Source organism: Micromonospora sp. LA-10 (genome assembly GCF_051853095.1).
GTDB classification, from domain to species: Bacteria; Actinomycetota; Actinomycetes; order Mycobacteriales; family Micromonosporaceae; genus Micromonospora; species Micromonospora echinospora_A.
On sequence record NZ_CP195710.1, the window covers coordinates 6,542,643 to 6,559,306 of the forward strand.

14 protein-coding genes are annotated in these 16,664 nt (G+C 75.0%); 8 read left to right on the forward strand and 6 right to left on the reverse strand.

Annotated elements, in window-relative coordinates; all coding sequences use genetic code 11:
* The first annotated feature begins 18 nt into the window (after positions 1-18).
* Positions 19-1,278, forward strand: a complete 1,260-nt coding sequence (locus tag ACSDG8_RS30295) for an MFS transporter (protein WP_439427482.1) — start codon at positions 19-21, stop codon at positions 1,276-1,278.
* 110 nt (positions 1,279-1,388) lie between these two features.
* The gene (locus tag ACSDG8_RS30300) at positions 1,389-1,721 is read left to right on the forward strand and encodes a hypothetical protein (RefSeq protein ID WP_116506245.1); all 333 of its coding nucleotides are present in this window, start codon (positions 1,389-1,391) and stop codon (positions 1,719-1,721) included.
* Between the two features lie 25 nt (positions 1,722-1,746).
* Here the strand turns inward: ACSDG8_RS30300 and ACSDG8_RS30305 are convergent, their stop codons facing one another.
* Complete coding sequence (locus ACSDG8_RS30305; protein ID WP_439427483.1) at positions 1,747-2,109, reverse strand: fluoride efflux transporter FluC; 363 nt, start codon at positions 2,107-2,109, stop codon at positions 1,747-1,749.
* Between the two features lie 25 nt (positions 2,110-2,134).
* Positions 2,135-2,617, reverse strand: a complete 483-nt coding sequence (locus ACSDG8_RS30310) for a FluC/FEX family fluoride channel (RefSeq protein WP_439427484.1) — start codon at positions 2,615-2,617, stop codon at positions 2,135-2,137.
* A 244-nt stretch (positions 2,618-2,861) separates the two neighbouring features.
* Here ACSDG8_RS30310 and paaK point away from each other — a divergent pair, with 244 nt between their 5' ends.
* Positions 2,862-4,169, forward strand: a complete 1,308-nt coding sequence (gene paaK / locus ACSDG8_RS30315; protein WP_439427485.1) for a phenylacetate--CoA ligase PaaK — start codon at positions 2,862-2,864, stop codon at positions 4,167-4,169.
* A gap of 1 nt (position 4,170) precedes the next feature.
* Positions 4,171-4,578, forward strand: coding sequence for a hydroxyphenylacetyl-CoA thioesterase PaaI (paaI, locus tag ACSDG8_RS30320; RefSeq protein ID WP_210894814.1), 408 nt, complete (start codon positions 4,171-4,173; stop codon positions 4,576-4,578).
* Positions 4,579-4,666: 88 nt separating this feature from the next.
* Here paaI and ACSDG8_RS30325 read toward each other — a convergent pair whose 3' ends face one another.
* A complete protein-coding gene (locus tag ACSDG8_RS30325) occupies positions 4,667-6,886 on the reverse strand; it encodes an adenylate/guanylate cyclase domain-containing protein (protein WP_210894813.1) in 2,220 nt (739 codons plus the stop codon).
* A gap of 189 nt (positions 6,887-7,075) precedes the next feature.
* Between ACSDG8_RS30325 and ACSDG8_RS30330 the strand changes: the two genes are divergently transcribed.
* The 4 genes from ACSDG8_RS30330 to ACSDG8_RS30345 all read left to right on the forward strand — a co-directional run bounded on the left by ACSDG8_RS30330 (position 7,076) and on the right by ACSDG8_RS30345 (position 13,580).
* On the forward strand, positions 7,076-10,012 hold the full coding sequence (locus ACSDG8_RS30330; protein ID WP_210894812.1) for a helix-turn-helix transcriptional regulator: 2,937 nt from the start codon (positions 7,076-7,078) through the stop codon (positions 10,010-10,012).
* Positions 10,013-10,126: 114 nt separating this feature from the next.
* Positions 10,127-10,897 carry a DUF5995 family protein gene (locus ACSDG8_RS30335; RefSeq protein ID WP_210894811.1) on the forward strand — a complete coding sequence of 257 codons (771 nt, stop codon included), beginning with the start codon at positions 10,127-10,129 and terminating at the stop codon, positions 10,895-10,897.
* Between the two features lie 109 nt (positions 10,898-11,006).
* The gene (locus ACSDG8_RS30340; RefSeq protein WP_307856218.1) at positions 11,007-11,417 is read left to right on the forward strand and encodes a hypothetical protein; all 411 of its coding nucleotides are present in this window, start codon (positions 11,007-11,009) and stop codon (positions 11,415-11,417) included.
* A gap of 66 nt (positions 11,418-11,483) precedes the next feature.
* The gene (locus tag ACSDG8_RS30345; protein WP_210894810.1) at positions 11,484-13,580 is read left to right on the forward strand and encodes an amino acid transporter; all 2,097 of its coding nucleotides are present in this window, start codon (positions 11,484-11,486) and stop codon (positions 13,578-13,580) included.
* A gap of 9 nt (positions 13,581-13,589) precedes the next feature.
* Here the strand turns inward: ACSDG8_RS30345 and ACSDG8_RS30350 are convergent, their stop codons facing one another.
* From ACSDG8_RS30350 to ACSDG8_RS30360, 3 genes are all read right to left on the reverse strand, one after another.
* Positions 13,590-14,552, reverse strand: coding sequence for a TIGR03557 family F420-dependent LLM class oxidoreductase (locus ACSDG8_RS30350; RefSeq protein WP_210894809.1), 963 nt, complete (start codon positions 14,550-14,552; stop codon positions 13,590-13,592).
* A 183-nt stretch (positions 14,553-14,735) separates the two neighbouring features.
* Positions 14,736-14,942, reverse strand: a complete 207-nt coding sequence (locus tag ACSDG8_RS30355) for a hypothetical protein (protein ID WP_030504423.1) — start codon at positions 14,940-14,942, stop codon at positions 14,736-14,738.
* 119 nt (positions 14,943-15,061) lie between these two features.
* Positions 15,062-16,264, reverse strand: coding sequence for a low temperature requirement protein A (locus ACSDG8_RS30360; protein ID WP_210894808.1), 1,203 nt, complete (start codon positions 16,262-16,264; stop codon positions 15,062-15,064).
* Positions 16,265-16,664 lie beyond the last annotated feature (400 nt).

Below are 16,664 nucleotides of genomic sequence, written 5' to 3' on the forward strand. Positions count from 1 at the left end.
GGAAGGGACCACCGCACCGTGAGCAGGACCATCGACGCGCAGGCCGGGAAGCGGCCACCGGCGCCCCGGGCGGTGCTGACCGCCCGCAACGGCGTCGCCGTCGTCTTCGCCCTCAACGGGCTCGCGGTGGCGAGCTGGTTCTCCCGGGTCCCGGCGGCCCAGGAGGCGCTCGACCTCAACCCGGGGCGGCTCGGCCTGCTGCTGCTCTGCGCGTCGGCGGGCTCGCTGCTGGCCATGCCGACCGCCGGCCTGGTCACCCAGCGGCTCGGGCCCGCGCGCACTGTCGCCGTGTCGGTGGTGCTGGTCTCGCTCGGCCTGACCGTGGCGGGTCTGTCCGCCAGCCTGGCCGGCTCGGTCGTCGGGGTCGGGCTCGGCCTCGCCGCGTTCGGCTTCGGCTCCGGCCTGTGCGACGTGGCGATGAACGTCGAGGGCGCGGCGGTGGAGAAACGCCTCGGCTACACCATCCTGCCCCGGTTCCACGCCGCCTGGAGCCTCGGCTCGGTGGCCGGGGCCGGGCTCGGCGCCGGCGCCGCGCACTTCCGCGTACCCGTCGGCGTGCACCTGCCGGTCCTGTCCGTGCTGATCCTGGCCGGCACGCTGCTCGGCGCCCGGGCTTTCCTCGCGGCCACCGCCGAGGCGGCCGGGGCCGGGGAGCCGGCGGCCCGGCGGCAGGCGCTGCTGGCCGCCTGGCGCGAGCCCCGCACCCTGCTGATCGGGCTGCTCGTGCTGGTCATGGCGTTCACCGAGGGCAGCGCCAACGACTGGCTCGCGGTGGCGTTCGTCGACGGGTACGGGGTCGACGAGGCGGTCGGCGCCGCCGTGTTCGGCGTGTTCGTGGTGGGCATGACGATCGGCCGCACCGTCGGCACCGTCGCCATCGACAGGTGGGGGCGCGTGCCGGTGCTGTTCACCACCATCGCGATGGCGTCCGCCGGCGCCGCGCTCGCCGTGCTGGCCGGGAACGGCCCCCTCGCCGTGGTCGGCGTCGCGCTGTGGGGGCTCGGCGCCTCGCTCGGCTTCCCGGTCGGGATGAGCGCCGTCGCCGACGACGAGGACAAGGCCCCGGCCCGGGTGAGCGTGGTCGCGGTGATCGGCTACACCGCGTTCCTCGCCGGCCCGCCGCTGCTCGGCTTCCTCGGCGACCACTTCGGCGTGCTGTCCGCGCTCGGCGTGGTGCCACTGCTCCTGCTGCCCACGCTCGCGCTGGTGCCGGTGCTGCGGGAGCGCCCCGCCGCGCCGGACGCGCCGGCCGGCGCGCCAGGGGTCAAGGTCGGCTGAGCCGGGGGTGACGGTCGGCCGAGCCGGCCCAGTCGACTCCCACCGTGCTCCCAGCCGCCTGCCAGGCGGGCGTGCTGCACTGGAGCGAACGCCGAGGAGAGGAGGCGGGCATGGGCTGGTTCAGCCGCCGGGCCGCCGACCCGACGACCCCGACGAAGCTCGACCGCGAGGCGAACCGGGAGGACCTCGCGCAGCTGGAGGCGTTCGTCACCAGCCGGAGCGGAGTCGAGTTCTACCTGGAACCGGAGACCACCGCCACCGACACGACCGTGGTCGCCATCGCGCACGACGGCGAGTGGATCCGCCGCCGTACCGGCTCGCCGCGGGTGGCCGCGAAGATCGCGCAGAAGCACGCGCTGCCGCTGTACGAGGCCGCCCGCACCGGCTACCCGGAGCGGATGCGGGCGTGGAACCGGGCGCACCCGGAACGCCGGGCACGCTGACGGTCCGCCCCGCTGACCTGCGCGCTCAGCCGGCCACCGCGGTCACGAGGGCGTAGCCGAGGAACGCCGCGCCGAGGCCCGCGGCCACACTGAGCGCCACATTCGCGTACGCGAGCCGGCGCTTCGTCGTGCGGGCCAGGCGCAGCGTCTCGTAGCTCAGCGTCGACCACGTGGTCAGCGCGCCGCAGAAGCCGGTACCGACAAGCGCGGTCACCTCCGGGCCGACCGGCGCCGCGAGGAGCGCGCCGAGCAGCAGCGACCCGGCCACGTTCACGGCCAGGGTGCCCCACGGGAACGGTGAGCCGTGCCGGGCCTGCACCGCCCGATCGGTCAGGTAACGCAGCGGGGCGCCGATGGCGGCGCCGAGCGCGATCAGCAGGACGGTCACCGGCCCGTCCTCGTTCCGGCCGCCGTCACCGTCGGCCCCCGCCCCGGGCGGCCAGAAGCCGCGCGGTCACCGTGTCCCCGGCCGCGACCGCCGCCAGCGCGGCGAGCACCGTGGCGGCCAGGTAGACGCCCGCCGTAGCGGCCGCGCCGTCGGTCAGCAGCCGCTGCGCGTCGACCGCGTACGCGGAGAACGTGGTGAACCCGCCGAGCACGCCGACGCCGAGGAAGGGCCGGGTCAGCGGGTGGGCCGGACGCGCGGCGAGCACCGCCATCAGCACGCCGATGAGCAGGCAGCCGGTCACGTTGACGGCGAACGTGGCCCACGGGAACTCGCCCGGCTGGTGCGGCACGGCCGCCTGGGCGCCCGCCCGCGCGAGCGCGCCGAACACGCCACCGGCGGCGATCACGCCGAGCACAGCAGCCGGGTGCGCGGTCAGCTCCGCCCGGTCCGCCGGTACGCGAAGGTCGACGTCCGGATCAACGCGCGGATCCGACACCACACCTCCCACCGCCCCCGCGAGCATAACCCCGCCCCCGCCCCCGCCCTCGCCCCGCCCTCGCCCGCCGCCCCCGCTCTCGGCGATCTTGCGGTTTCGGCCCCGGCATAGCGCGCGAAGGGGACACCCGAGGGGCGGCAAGTGCAAGATCGCGAGGGGAGGGCGGGGGAGAGAGCGGGGAGGGTGGGACGGGCGTACGGTGGGCGGCAGCGCCCGGCGCGGCGGTGCCCGGGGCCCGTCGTGCCAGGAGGTAGCCGTGCAGGACCGCACCCCTCGTCCGGACGAGCTGGATCCCGTCGAGCGGATCGGCGTCGACGAGCTGCGCGCCCTGCAACTGGACCAGCTGCGCCACTCGCTGCGCCACGCGTACGACAACGTGCCGCACTACCGCCGCGCGTTCGACGACGCCGGCGCGCACCCCGGCGACCTGCGCGAGCTGACCGACCTGGCCGGCTTCCCGTTCACCACAAAGGCCGAGCTGCGGGAGAACTACCCGTTCGGCATGTTCGCGGTGCCCCGCGAACGGGTCGCCCGCCTGCACGCCTCCTCCGGCACCACCGGGCGCCCGACAGTGGTCGGCTACACCCGCGCCGACCTGGACACCTGGGCGAAACTGATGGCCCGCTCGATCCGGGCCGCCGGTGGCCGCCGCGGCGACCGGGTGCACGTCGCGTACGGCTACGGCCTGTTCACCGGCGGCCTCGGCGCGCACTACGGCGCCGAGGAGCTGGGCTGCACGGTCGTCCCGGTCTCCGGCGGCATGACCGAACGCCAGGTGATGCTGATCCGCGACCTCGAACCGGAGGTCATCATGGTGACCCCGAGCTACATGCTCGCCATCGTCGACGAGATGGAACGCCAGGGCGTCGACCCGCGCGCAACCTCGCTGCGCGTCGGGATCTTCGGCGCCGAGCCGTGGACCGAGGACATGCGCCGTGAGCTGGAGCAGCGCCTGGACATGCACGCGCTGGACATCTACGGGCTCTCGGAGGTGATGGGGCCGGGTGTGGCGGTCGAGTGCGTGGAGACCAAGGACGGCCTGCACCTGTGGGAGGACCACTTCTACCCCGAGATCATCGACCCGGTGACCGGGGAGGTGCTGCCCGACGGGGAGCGGGGCGAGCTGGTGCTGACCTCGCTGACCAAGGAGGCCATGCCGGTGGTTCGCTACCGCACCCGCGACCTGACCCGGCTGCTGCCCGGCACGGCCCGCCCCATGCGGCGGATAGAGAAGATCACCGGGCGTACCGACGACATGATGATCGTCCGGGGGGTGAACGTCTTCCCGACCCAGATCGAGGAGCTGATCCTGCGTACCCCGGCCCTGTCGCCGCACTTCCAGTGCGTGCTCGACCGGCGGGGACGGATGGACACGCTCGCGGTCCACGTGGAACGGCGCGCGGACGCCGCCGCCGACGAGGCCGAGCGGGCCGGCGCGGCCCTGGCCGAGCAGGTCAAGAACACCATCGGCGTCTCCGTCGCGGTGCGGGTGATCGAACCGGACGGCGTGGAACGGTCGATGGGCAAGATGCGCCGCATCGTCGACCAGCGGCGGGAGCGCTGACATGGCCGGCGACGGCAGCCGTACCGCGGCGCACGACATGTTCGACGCCGACGTGGCGTCCAAGGGGCTCGGCATCGAGCTCGTCTCGGCCGGCGACGGCTCGGCCGTGGCGCGCATGCGGGTCACCCCGGCGATGCTCAACGGGCACGCGATCGGGCACGGCGGCTTCGTGTTCCTGCTCGCCGACACGGCATTCGCGCTCGCCTGCAACAGCCACGGCCCGGCCACCGTCGCGGCCGGCGGCGAGATCAGCTTCCTGCGCCCGGTGCGCGAGGGCGACGTGCTGCAGGCGTACGCCACCGAGCGGGTCCGCCACGGCCGCAGCGGCATCTACGACGTCACGGTGCGGCGCGGCGACGAGGTGGTGGCGGAGTTCCGAGGGCGCAGCCGCACGATCGCCCGCGACTGAGTCCCGGCCGACCGTCGCCTCGCGGCGCGCGGCGGTGACCGTCCGGGCCGGAGTGGCCCCGTGCCCGCTCCGACCCGGACGTCACTTCTCATGCGGCGAGCCCTGGCGCGTACCCGCCGGGCTCGGCTCGTCGCCGCGTGCGGCCCACCCCCTCGGGCCGCGCCGCGGCTCCGGGTAACGGGACGGTCCGCCACCCGGGCCACGCGAGATCGCCGGCCGCCGCCGGGCCGGCCCGGGCCGGCGACCCGGGCACCGCCCGGAGCACGTCGCCCCGATCCGGCAGCCCGGGCACCGCCCGGAGCGCGTCGCCCCGATCCGGCGGGACGGGCGCCGGTCGGGCCCCTCCACCCGACCGGCGCGACCGCCCCGCCCCGAGCGGGCAGATGCCCCGCTCGTCGGTGTCCCGCGTGGGGACACCGGTTCCCACTCCCGGCACGAAGCCGGCAGGGGTGTCCTCCGGGACGCGGGCCGGATACCGACCCGCGCCCGCTCCGGCCGCCCGGACCGCGACGCGTCCGCCACCGGCCACCGCGCCCGCCGGTCCGGCCGCGCCGACGGCCCGGACACCGGCCCGGGCGGCGACGCGACCGCTGCCGGCCACCGTGTCCAGCCCGCCGATGTCGCCGGCCCTTGACGCGGCGCGAAGGCGGCGGGCGAAGTCCGCGCGTACGGCCCGGGAGAGCCGGTGCGCGGCCACCCGCGCCACCAGCGGCTCGACCGTCCACCCACCCGTCGCGGCGGGGCGCAGCAGTCCGGCCACCGCCAGGGCGCGCAGCACCGGCGTCGCCCGGCCGGCGGGCCAGCCGAGCATCGCCTCCACCGTCGCGGCGGCGACCGGGCCACCGCGGGCGGCGCCGGCCATCAGCACCGCCCGGTGCGTGCCGTCCAGCCGGTCCATCCGGGCGTCCACCAGCCGGCGCGCGGCGGCGGGCACGCCGGCCGGCTCGTCCGCCGGGTCGGTCAGGGCGTACGCGGTCGCGACGGCCGGGTTGCCGCCGGCCAGGGGCAGCAGTCGCGCGGCGAGCGCGGCGGGCCGGCCGGCACGGCCGAGCAGGTGCCGCAGCAGCCGTCCGGTCTCCAGCGCGCCCAGCGGGCGCAGCGGGATCCGCCGGGTCCCCGGGGCGGGCAGCGGGTCGGCCGACCCGGAGCCGTACGTGGTGACCACCGCGAGCGGCAGCCCGCGGTCGCTCGCCGCGACGTGGAGCTGGCGCAGGAACCGGCGCAGCGCCGGCGCGGCCCGGTCCAGGTCGTCTACGGCCACCACCACGGGCGCCTCGGCGGCCAGGCCGAGCAGCGCCTCCCGGCAGGCCACCACGGCTCGCGCCGCCGCGGTGTCGTCGTGCGGGGCGGCCAGGAACGCGGCCAGCGCCCCGCCGCCCGGACCGTCGGCGACTGCAGCGCCCGGCAGCGGGTGGCGGGCCTCGACCCGGGTGCGGACCAGGTCGGCCAGGGGCGCCAGCTCGCCGGCCGGGTACGGCGGGCAGTACGCCACGCGCCGGAGCACCGGCACACCGTCCACCCGCGACACCGCGCGGATCACCTCGTGCAGCAGCCGACTGCGGCCGCTGCCCGGCGGGCCGACCAGTGAGATCCACCGGGGACGCCGCTGCCGCAGCGCCGCTGTCACCTCCTCGGCCGCGGTGGCCAGCTCACGCCGCCGTCCGACCAGCGGGGCGCGGTGCCGCGCCGGCCGGCGCCCGGCCGTCCCGGTCACCCGCCACACGTCCAGCGGCAGCGACTTGCCGGCGAGCGTCATGGTGGCGAGTGGACGCTGCTCGATCAGGCTGGCCACCGCGTCGCGGGTGACCGGGCAGACCACCACGCCGCCGGGCGGCGCGTGCTCCTGGAGCCGCGCGGCGGTGGTGATGACCGCGCCGCTGGCCGCGCCGTGGCTGCCGTCGCGGGCGCCGGCCAGGTCGAGCAGCACCTCGCCGGTCGCCACGCCGACCCGTACGCGCAGCCGGATCCCGCCGGGCCGCCGCCGGTCCAGCGCGGCCTGGATGTCCAGCCCGGCCCGCACCGCCCGGTACGCGTCGAAGCCGTCCGAAGCGGACGCGCCGAACAGTGCCATCACCGCGTCGCCGACGTACTTCTCCACCACGCCCCGCCAGCGGCGCAGCACCGAGGCGACGGTGCCGAAGTAGGCGCGCTGCAACGCCCGCAGGTCCTCCGGGTCGAGCCGCTCGACCAGCCGGGTCGAGCCGACGATGTCGACGAAGAGGACGGTCACCGTGCGGCGTTCCTCCGGCACCGGCGGGCACACCGCGACGACTGCTTCCCGGCTCCCCACGGGCGTGGTGATCAACATCGCACCCACCCTTTCCCTGGTCCGGTGCCTGACGACCTCCGAAGACTTTCACCACCGGGTTCTCGGGGGATCGGTAGGACGACGTATGTCGGCCACGCGCAACCATTAGTCGTGTAGTCGACGCGAGGAGTACGAGTCCGACCCCGAGGCCGTAGAACGGTGCGGGAACCTGTGACTAGGCTGCGTGTCATGGCCAGCGAAGTGGACACCGCACCGCTCGTCGGCCGCACCGGCACCATGGCGACGCTGCGGTCGGCGCTCTTCGACGACCTGCGGCCCGGGCAGACCGGGGCGGTGTTCCTCACCGGCGAGAGCGGAGTGGGCAAGACCCGCCTGCTGACCGAGGTCGGTGAGCAGTTGCGGCAGGCCGGGGCCGTGGTGCTGACCGGCGCCTGCCTGGACATCGGCGACGCCTCGCCGCTGCACCCGGTACGCCAGGCCCTGCGCCGGTTCGACGCCGAGCAGGGTGAGGCGCGTACCGCGTCGGCGGTCCGCGGGTTGTTGCAGGTCTTCGACGAGGAGACGCCCGACCCGGACGGCGCCGGGGCGCTGCTGGAGCGCGTCGCCCAGGGTCTGCACCTGGTGGCCGGCGGGCGGCCGCTGGTCCTCGTCCTCGACGATCTGCAGTGGGTCGACCGCAGCACCCGCCAGCTCCTGCTCTACCTGCTCGCCGGGCTGGGCGACCTCCAGCTGTCCGTGCTGGCCGCGATCCGGGCCGAGTCGCTGCGCGGCGCGCACCCGCTGCGCCGGGTCCTCACCGAACTGCGCCGGCTGCGCTCGGTGCGGGTGGTCGACCTGCTGCCGCTGGACCGGGCCGCCACCGACGAGCTGGCCGCCGCCGTGGTCGGCGCGCCGCTGCCGCCGGAGGCCGCCGACCAGCTGTGGCAGCGCAGCGGCGGCAACCCGTTCGTGGCCGAGGAACTGGCCCGCGACCGGCGCGACGGCCGCGACGGCATCTCCGACACCGTGCGCGAGGTGTTCCTCGACCGGGTCGACGCGCTGCCGCAGCCCGCGCACGCCGTGGTGCACGCGGTGGCGGTGGGCGTCGAGCCGGTCGAGCACTGGCTGCTGGCCCAGGTGGTCCGGCTGCCCGAGGACGAACTGCTCGACGCGGTCCGCGAGGCGGTGGCGCACCGCCTGCTGGTCGGCGCCGACGACGGCTACCGGCTGCGTCACCGGCTGGTCGCCGAGGTCCTGGCGGGCGAGCTGCTGCCCGCCGAGCGGGCCGCGTTGCACCGCCGCTTCGCCGAGGCGCTCACCGCCGCTCCGGGCGAGCTGCACCAGGCCCGGCTGGCCCACCACTGGCGGCACGCCGGCGAGCCGGCCCGGGCGCTGCCCGCCGCGATGGCCGCCGCCCGCGAGGCGGAGCGGCTGCACGGGTACGCCGAGGCGCACCGCCACTGGTCCGCCGCCCTGACGCTCGCCACCGAGCCGCCTGCCGTGCTGCCGGACGGCGGCCGGCCCGAGCCGGTCCAGGTGGACCGCGCCGAGCTGCTCAGCAGCGCCGCCGAGGCCGCGCACCACAGCGGGGAGCACGCCCGCGCCCTGACCCTGCTGGAGGAGCTGGCAGGCGAGAAGTCCGGGCCGCCGGTCTGCGCGCTGCACATCCGGCGGGCCCGCTACCTGGCCGCGGCGGGCCGGTCCGCGCCGGCCGAGGAGGAGTACCGGCGGGTGCTGGCCTCGCCCGACTGCACGCCGCACGAGCGCTGCGCCGCCGCGGCCCGGCTGGCCGAGCTGCTGCTGCACCTGGGCCGCTACGCCGAGGCCGGTGAGCAGGCCCGGGAGGCGCTCGCGCTCGCCGCCGACGTGCCGGACTCCACCTCCGAGGTGGTGATGGCCAGCGCCGCGCTCGGCTTCAGTGAGGCGTTCCTGGAGGACCCGACGTCCGGCCTGGCGGTCATGCGCCGGGCGCTGGACACCGCCGAGCGCTCCGGCCGCCCGGAGGACGTGGCGTGCGCGTACCTGCACCTGGCCGACCTGATGACCGGGCCGCTGAACATCCTCGAGGAGGGTGTGGTGGTGGCCCGCCGTGGCGCCGAACGGGTCGCCGAGCTCGGGCTCGGCCGCACCTGGGAGACCCGGCTGCTGGCGGTGGCGACGAACGGGCTGTTCCGGGTGGGGCAGTGGGCCGAGGCGGAGAAGGTCGTCGCCGCCGCGCTGCGGCACCGGCCCTCCGGCGCCGACGCGGTCGAGTTGCTGCTGGCCCGGTGCCGGCTCTCCGTCGGGTACGGCGACGTCGAGGCGTCCGACCGGGACCTGGAGGCGGTCGCCACCATGCTGGCCGGCGGGGGTCCCCGGCACGTGCTGCCGATGCTCATCCTGCGCGCCGGCCTGTCGATGTGGCAGGGGCGGCACGACCTGGCCCGGCAGGCGGTGCAGCGGGGCCTGACCGAGAGCCGGTCGGACGACGTGATCGTGCTGGCCACGCTGGCCTGGCACGGGCTGCGCGCGGAGGCCGAGGCGGCGGCCGGCCGCACCATCGAGCCGGACCCGAACGCGGTACGCCGGCTGCGCGAGGCGGTCGACCGGGTGACCCGCAAGAGCGCCCAGGCGGGCGCGCCGGTGCGGTACGTCGCCGACGGGTTCCTGGCGCTCTGCGACGCCGAGCTGAGCCGGCTCGACGACGGCCGTGGCGACCCCGCGCTGTGGGAGCGCTCGGCGCTGGAGTGGGACCGGCGCAACCACCCCTATCCGGCGGCGTACTCCCGGTTGCGGCAGGCCGAGGCGCTGCTGGGCCGGCGCAGCCGGGTGGCCACCGCGGGCAAGCTGCTGCGGCAGGCGTACGAGATGGCCCAGTCGCTCGGCGCGGCGCCGCTGACCGCGGAGATCCGTACCATCGCCTCGCGGGCCCGGGTGACTGTGGACGCCGCGCCTGATCCCGCGCCGGTGCCCCGGCCCCGGGCGGCGCCCGCCGGGCCCGCGGTGGACGAGCTGGCCGCGCTCACCGCGCGGGAGCGGGAGGTGCTCGCGGCGGTCGCCGAGGGGCTGACCAACCGGGAGATCGGGCAGCGGCTGTTCATCAGCGAGCGGACCATCGGCGTCCACGTCTCGCACATCTTCGACAAGCTGCAGGTCCGTACGCGGGTGCAGGCCAGCGCGATCTTCCTGCGTAACCGTCCGGCATAGACGTACGTCGGCAATACGTCGTTCTACCGATCCGGCGCGGGGCGCCGGCTGACACGCTGTGCGCCGGAGCAGGGGGGCGGCGTCGTGGGGGACGCCGACGATCGTGGAGGAAAGATGACCGAACCGGTCTGGGGTCCTGTGCACCAGGACATCGTCGGGTTGCTCGCCGATCACCCGGCCGACGTGCCGGCGGTCGTGGACCATCTCACCAAGCTGCAGGATCTGCTGGTCCGGCTCCCTCCGCTGGAGGAGAGCTGTCCGCTCGCCGACTTCAACAAGCTCTACCTGGTCATCACCAGCACGGTGCTCGACGGCCTGTACGAGGACCGGTTCCACGACCCGGCGTTCCTGGCCCGTCTGGACGTGGAGTTCGCGGCCCGCTACTTCGAGGCGCTGCGGTTCTGGACCGACTCCAGCCCGAGCACGCCCCGGGCGTGGGAGTGCCTGTTCAAGCGGATGCGCGGCCCGGACGCCCGGCCGCTGCCCTCGGCCGCTGCGGGCGTCAACGCGCACATCAACTACGACCTGCCGTTCGCGCTGGTGACGACGTTCGACAGCCTGGACTCCGAGCCGATCGACGACAGCGACCAGCACTGCGACTACCTGGAGATCAACAAGATCTTCGCCGAGCGGATCCCGCAGCTGCGCCGGGGCTACCTGGACAACTGGCAGCTCATGATCGACATGGTGAACGGCGACATCGACGACTGGTACCAGGGCGAGCTGGTGGAGTACACCCGGAACGTGGCCTGGCGCAACGCGCAGAAGATCTGGCGCTGCCGCCACGACCCGGAGGCCCGCGAGTGTGAGCGGACGCGGCTGGACGACAACGCCGCGCTGCTCGGCCGGCTGCTGCTGTCGCCCCTCGGGGCGTTCCTGCAGTAGCCGGGACGGGGGGTCCCCGCGTCCCGCCGTCCGGGCGCGGGACGCGGGGACGCCGCCGGGTGTCGCCGCCGCCGGGTGTCGGCGCCGCCGGACCGGGTACCTCGCCGCCGTGCTGCGAGAAGAACCGACCCGCCGCTTCCCGTTCCGCTTCGACCCGGCGTTCCGGCTGCCGCTGGCGCTGCTCGGGGTACGGCCCGCCACGGCCTGGGTCGACTGGGGCCCGGACGGTCTGCTCGTCCGGTTCGGCCCGTGGCGGCTGCGCACCACCAGGGACAACGTCACCGGCGCCGAGCTGAGCGGGCCGTACCGCTGGTGGCGGGCGATCGGCCCGCACCTGTCGCCGGCCGACGGCGGGGTGACCTTCGGCGCCGGCGTGGCCGCCGGTGTCTGCCTGCGGTTCGCCGAGCCGGTGCCGGCGCTGGCGCCCGGTCCGTGGCCACGGCACCCGGGGGTCACCGTCACCGTGGCCGACCCGGCGGCGCTGCGCGACGCGGTGACCGCCGGCGCAGCGGATCTTTGACCGGTTCGGCCGGGCCGCGGCCGGGACAACCCCTACCGTCTTTTTCAGGGGGACGAAGGGGAGCAGATGGGGCAGGCGGGGGACGCGGAACAGCCCCGGCGTACGCGGGCGCGGCGCCGGGAGGCGCACGCCGCCGCGGCCGCCCGGGCGAGCCGGCACGGCGACCACGCCGAGCGGCCCGCTCGTCCCGTGCCGGAGCTGCCGGAACGGGTGGCCGCCCCGGCCCGTCCGGCCCCGCCGCCCGGCCGGCTGCACCGCTGGTTGTTCGCCCACCGCGTCGAACCGGTCGGCCCGGAGGTCCGGGAGCACCAGACCCGGTCGCACCCGTGGTGGCAGGTGATGTGCCTGACCGGCGTCGACTACTTCTCCACGCTGTCCTATCTGCCGGGCATCGCGGTGGTGGCGGCCGGCGCGCTCAGCCCGCTGGCCACCCTGCTGATCGTGGCGCTGACGCTGCTCGGGATGCTGCCGATGTACCGGCGGGTGGCCCGGGAGAGCCCGCACGGGCAGGGCTCGGTGGCGATGCTGGAGCGGCTGCTGCCGTTCTGGCGCGGCAAGGTCTTCGTGCTGGTGCTGCTGGGCTTCGTCGCCACCTCGTGGATCATCACGATCACGCTCTCCGCCGCCGACGCCAGCGTGCACCTGCTGGAGAACCCGGTCCTGCCCGCCTCGTTCCCGCACGGGCAGACCGCGGCGGTGCTGGTCACCGTGGCGCTGCTGCTCGTGCTCGGCGGCGTGTTCCTGCTCGGGTTCAGCGAGGCGGTGCAGGTCGCCATCCCGCTGGTGGCGGTGTTCCTGGCGCTGAACGCGGTGGTGGTGGTCGCCGGGGTGGCCGAGCTGGCCGCCGACCCGGCGCCGCTGGCCGACTGGACCGGCCGGCTGGCCGACGCCGGCGGGCCCGGTGACGTGCTGGCCACCAGCGTGCTCGCGTTCCCGCTGCTGGTGCTCGGCCTGTCCGGCTTCGAGACCGGGGTGAGCATGATGCCGCTGGTGCGCGGCGGCGGCGATGATCCGGAGCAGCGACTGGCCGCGCGCATCCGCAACACCCGGCGGCTGCTCACCGCCGCCGCCCTGATCATGTCGGTCTACCTGATCGCCACCACGTTCGTCACCACGGTGCTGATCCCGCCCGAGGCGTTCGCGCCCGGTGGGCCGGCCAACGGCCGGGCGCTCGCGTTCCTCGCCCACGAGCATCTCGGCCAGGCGTTCGGCACCGTCTACGACATCAGCAGCATCCTCATCCTCTGGTTCGCCGGCGCCTCGGCGATGGCCGGACTGATCAACATCGTGCCGCGCTACCTGCCGTCGTACGGCATGGCGCCGGAGTGGGGCCGCGCGGTCCGCCCGGTGGTCCTGGTCTACACCGCGATCAGCGTCGCCATCACCATCGCGTTCGCCGCCGACGTCAACGCCCAGGCCGGCGCGTACGCCACGGGCATCCTGGCGATGATGGTCTCCGGCGCGATAGCGGTGACCATCGCGGCGCTGCGGGCCGGCAGCCGCGCGGCCGGCGCCGGGTTCGCGCTGCTCACCGCCGTGCTGCTGTACGCGCTGGCGGAGAACGTGGTGGCCAAGCCCGACGGCATCACGATCTCCGGGTTCTTCATCGCCGGGATCATCGCGGTGTCGCTGATCTCCCGGGTCACCCGGACCACCGAGCTGCGCGCCGAGCGGATCGAGTTCGACGAGGCGGCCCGCCGGTTCGTCGACGAGTCGGTGGCCCGGGACGGGCGGCTGCACCTGATCGCCAACAAGCGGCAGCGCGGGTCCGTCAAGGAGTACCGGGTGAAGGAGCGGGCGCAACGGTCGATGAACCCGGTGCCCGGCGCCGCCGACGTGCTCTTCCTGGAGATCGACGTGAGCGACCCGTCGCAGTTCAGCCAGGTGCTGCGGGTGCACGGGGTGGAGGCCGGCGGCTACCGGATCCTGCGCGCCGGCAGCCCGGCCGCGCCGAACGCGATCGCCGCGATCCTGCTGGCGCTGCGGGACGCCACCGGGGTACGCCCGCACTGCCACTTCGAGTGGTCGGAGGGGAACCCGATCGCGCACCTGCTGCGCTACCTCATCCTCGGCCGGGGCGACACCCCGCCGGTGGTGCGGGAGATCATCCGCAAGTCCGAGCCGGACCCCACCCGCCGTCCCGGCATCCACGTCGGCGGCTGAGCCGCCCGGCTAGGACTTGAGGGCGCGGACCCGGGCGAGCAGGTCGCGGGCGCAGAAGTCGAGGAAGCCGTCCGGGTCCGGGCCGGCGTTCTGCAGCACGATGTGGTCGAAGCCGGCCTCGACGTACGCGCGGGCCTTCTCCACGTGCGGCCCGGCGTCCGGGCCGACGGAGAACTGCCGGCGGATGTGGTCGTCCTCAACCCAGGTGGTGGCGGCGTCGAAGTTCACCGGGTTCGGCAGCTCGCTCATCACCTTCCAGCCGGTGACCGCCCAGCGGCTGGTCTCCTTCGCCGCGCGTACCGCCGACTCCTCGTCCGTGGCCCAGGCCATCGGCACCTCCGCATAGCGGGGGCCACGGCCGCCGGCGTTGCGGTACTGGTCGACGATGGACGACTTCGGCTCGGTGGCGAACAGGCCGGTGCCCAGCTCGGCGGCCAGGCCGGCGGACTCCCGGCCGCTGGCCGCGACGGCGATCACCGGCGGATCGTCGGGCAGGTCCCAGATCCGGGCGTCCTCCAGCTTGAGGTGCCGCCCCTCGTAGGACCGGTAACCGCCCTGCCAGAGCAACCGGATGATCTCCAGCGCCTCGCGCAGCCGCTCGTGCCGCCCTCGTACGCTGGGAAAACCCTGCCCGATGACGTGCTCGTTGAGCCGCTCGCCGGCGCCCACTCCGAGCGTGAACCGCCCGTCGGAGATCAGCGCCATGGTCGCCGCGGCCTGCGCGACGATCGCCGGGTGGTAGCGGACGGTGGGGCACGTGACCCCGGTGGCGAGGCAGAGCGTGCTGGTACGGGCGGCGATCGCGCCGAGCGCGCTCCAGGTGAAGCAGGAATGCCCCTGCGACTCCAGCCAGGGGTGGTAGTGGTCGCTCATCTCGACGAAGTCGAAGCCGGCCTCCTCGGCCCGGATCGCCTGCCGGATGAGTTCCTGGGGTCCGAACGCCTCCGAGGCGAGCTTGTAGCCGATCCGCATGCCCGGTTCTCCGTTCCCGTCGTCGGCGAACCGCTGCCGTTCCCACCCCTCCGCCCGGCAAACCCCGATCAAACCCAGCCTCCTAGGACGCCCTGGCGGTGGTGACGCGACGCGCCGCGCGCACGGAACGGCCCGCGCTCGCCGGGCGGGCGCGGGCCGAGAGGGGAGTACGGGAGCGGCGGCCTACTTGGACGGCTCGGGAAGCTTGCAGTCCACCTTCGGGTTGGCGCCGATGTAGTTCAGCGGGCCGGCCACGATGGTGACCAGGATCGTGCCCGCCTCCGCGCAGTTCGTCTCGTCGTTGCCGTAGTAGCCGCGCTGACCGGCGGCGATGGCACCGATGATGAGCCAGATGACGACCAGGACGCCGAATATCGAAGTGCCGCGCATCAGTTGCCTCCACTGGGGTTGTGGTGGATTCGAGGTGGAGGCCATGTACCCCGCGCGGGTGATCCGCCAAACGGCGCGCCGCTCGCGGCGCGGCCGATTCCGATTACCGGCGCCACCCGTCAGTGCGGCGGCATCGGCTCCTCGGGCGGGCGGCCCCGGCTCCGGCGGTAGTCGGCGACGGCCACCCCGGCCAGGACCAGCATCGCGCCCGCGGAGGCGTAGACCGGCGCCAGGAACAACCCCGCCGGCGCGATCGTCAACAGCGCCAGCACCCCGCCGGGGCGGGACCGCGAGACGCGGCTGAACACCTCGTACTCGAAGGCGGCCCGACCGGTCAGGAACAGCGCCGGGCCGCCGAGGATCACCGCCAGCCAGGCCGGCGGGGTGTGGCCGGTCGGTTCCAGCAGGACCAGGTCGAAGCCCGCCGCGGTGGTCACCACGCCGGCCACCATCAGCAGATGGGTGTACGGCGCGGTGTTCAGGAACCGGCTCGGCTGGGCGGCCCGGGCGATGGCATGCGGCAGCAGCTCACCGGACTTGTGCACGTAGATGCGCCAGAGCAGCAGCGTGGTGAAGAACGCGACGGCGAAGGCCGCCAGGTTCTCCACCTCCGAGTGGTGCGTGCTGAACACGGTGCCGGCGACCAGCACGGCGTCGCCGAGCGCGATGATGAAGAACTGCTGGTACCGCTCGGAGAGATGCTCGGCTGTCACGTTGCGCTGGGCGTGCGGCACCGCGCCCAGCCACGGCACCGGATACGCCAGCCGGAACCCGAGGTAGTCGATGGCCAGCGCGCCGGCCCAGAACCACAACCGGGCGGTGCCGTGCGCGGCGAGCGCGCCGATCAACCAGGGCACCGCCGACACGGCGAACCACACGAAGATGCGGATGGCCCGGCGGCTGCTCTGCGCATGCCGGCGCACCGCGGGCATCAGGAACAGGCCGCGTCCGAGATGGATCGCCACGTACGTGCCGCCGAACACCAGGCCGCGAGAGGCGAACGCCTCCGGGATGGCTGTCGTCATCAGCAGCGCGCCGAACATCACCGCCACGATCAGCAGCTTGATCTCGGTGCGCTGCGGATCGTAGATGTCCGTGACGAGCGTGGTGATCGCCCAGGTCCACCAGATCGCCATCAGCATGACCAGGCACTCGGCGGCCCGCTGCCAGCTGACCCCGGCCACCAGGTTGCGCGAGATCAGCGCGAGCGCGACCACGTACACCAGGTCGAAGAAGAGCTCCAGCAGCGTGACCCGGCGTGGCGCCTCCGGATCGCGGACCGGCGCTCGCCGGCCGGCAGGCTCCGGCGCTGCGGTGGGCACGACATGCTCCTGCGGGTGGCGGTTCGTGCGGCGGGCCGTGCCGGCCCTTCACCGACCGTAGTCATGCCCGCCCGCGCTTGGTCACTTTTCCGACGAACCGGCCCGGGCCGGGGTCGGTGGGGTGGTGATTGTGGCCGGTTCGGGGTGTTGGCGGGGCGGTGCGCCAGTTCGGGGAGGTGGCGGGGTCGGTGGGGTGGTGATGTGGCCGGTTCGGGGTGCTGGCGGGGCGGTGCGCCAGTTCGGGGAGGTGGCGGGGTCGGTGCGGTGGTGATGTAGCCAGTTCGGGGTGTTGGCGGGGCCGGACGCCAGCCCGGGGAAGTGGCGGGGTCGACCGGGCGGTGATGTCCCCACATCGGGGTGCTCGTGGGGCGGTGCACCAGCTCGGGGAGGTGGCGGGGTC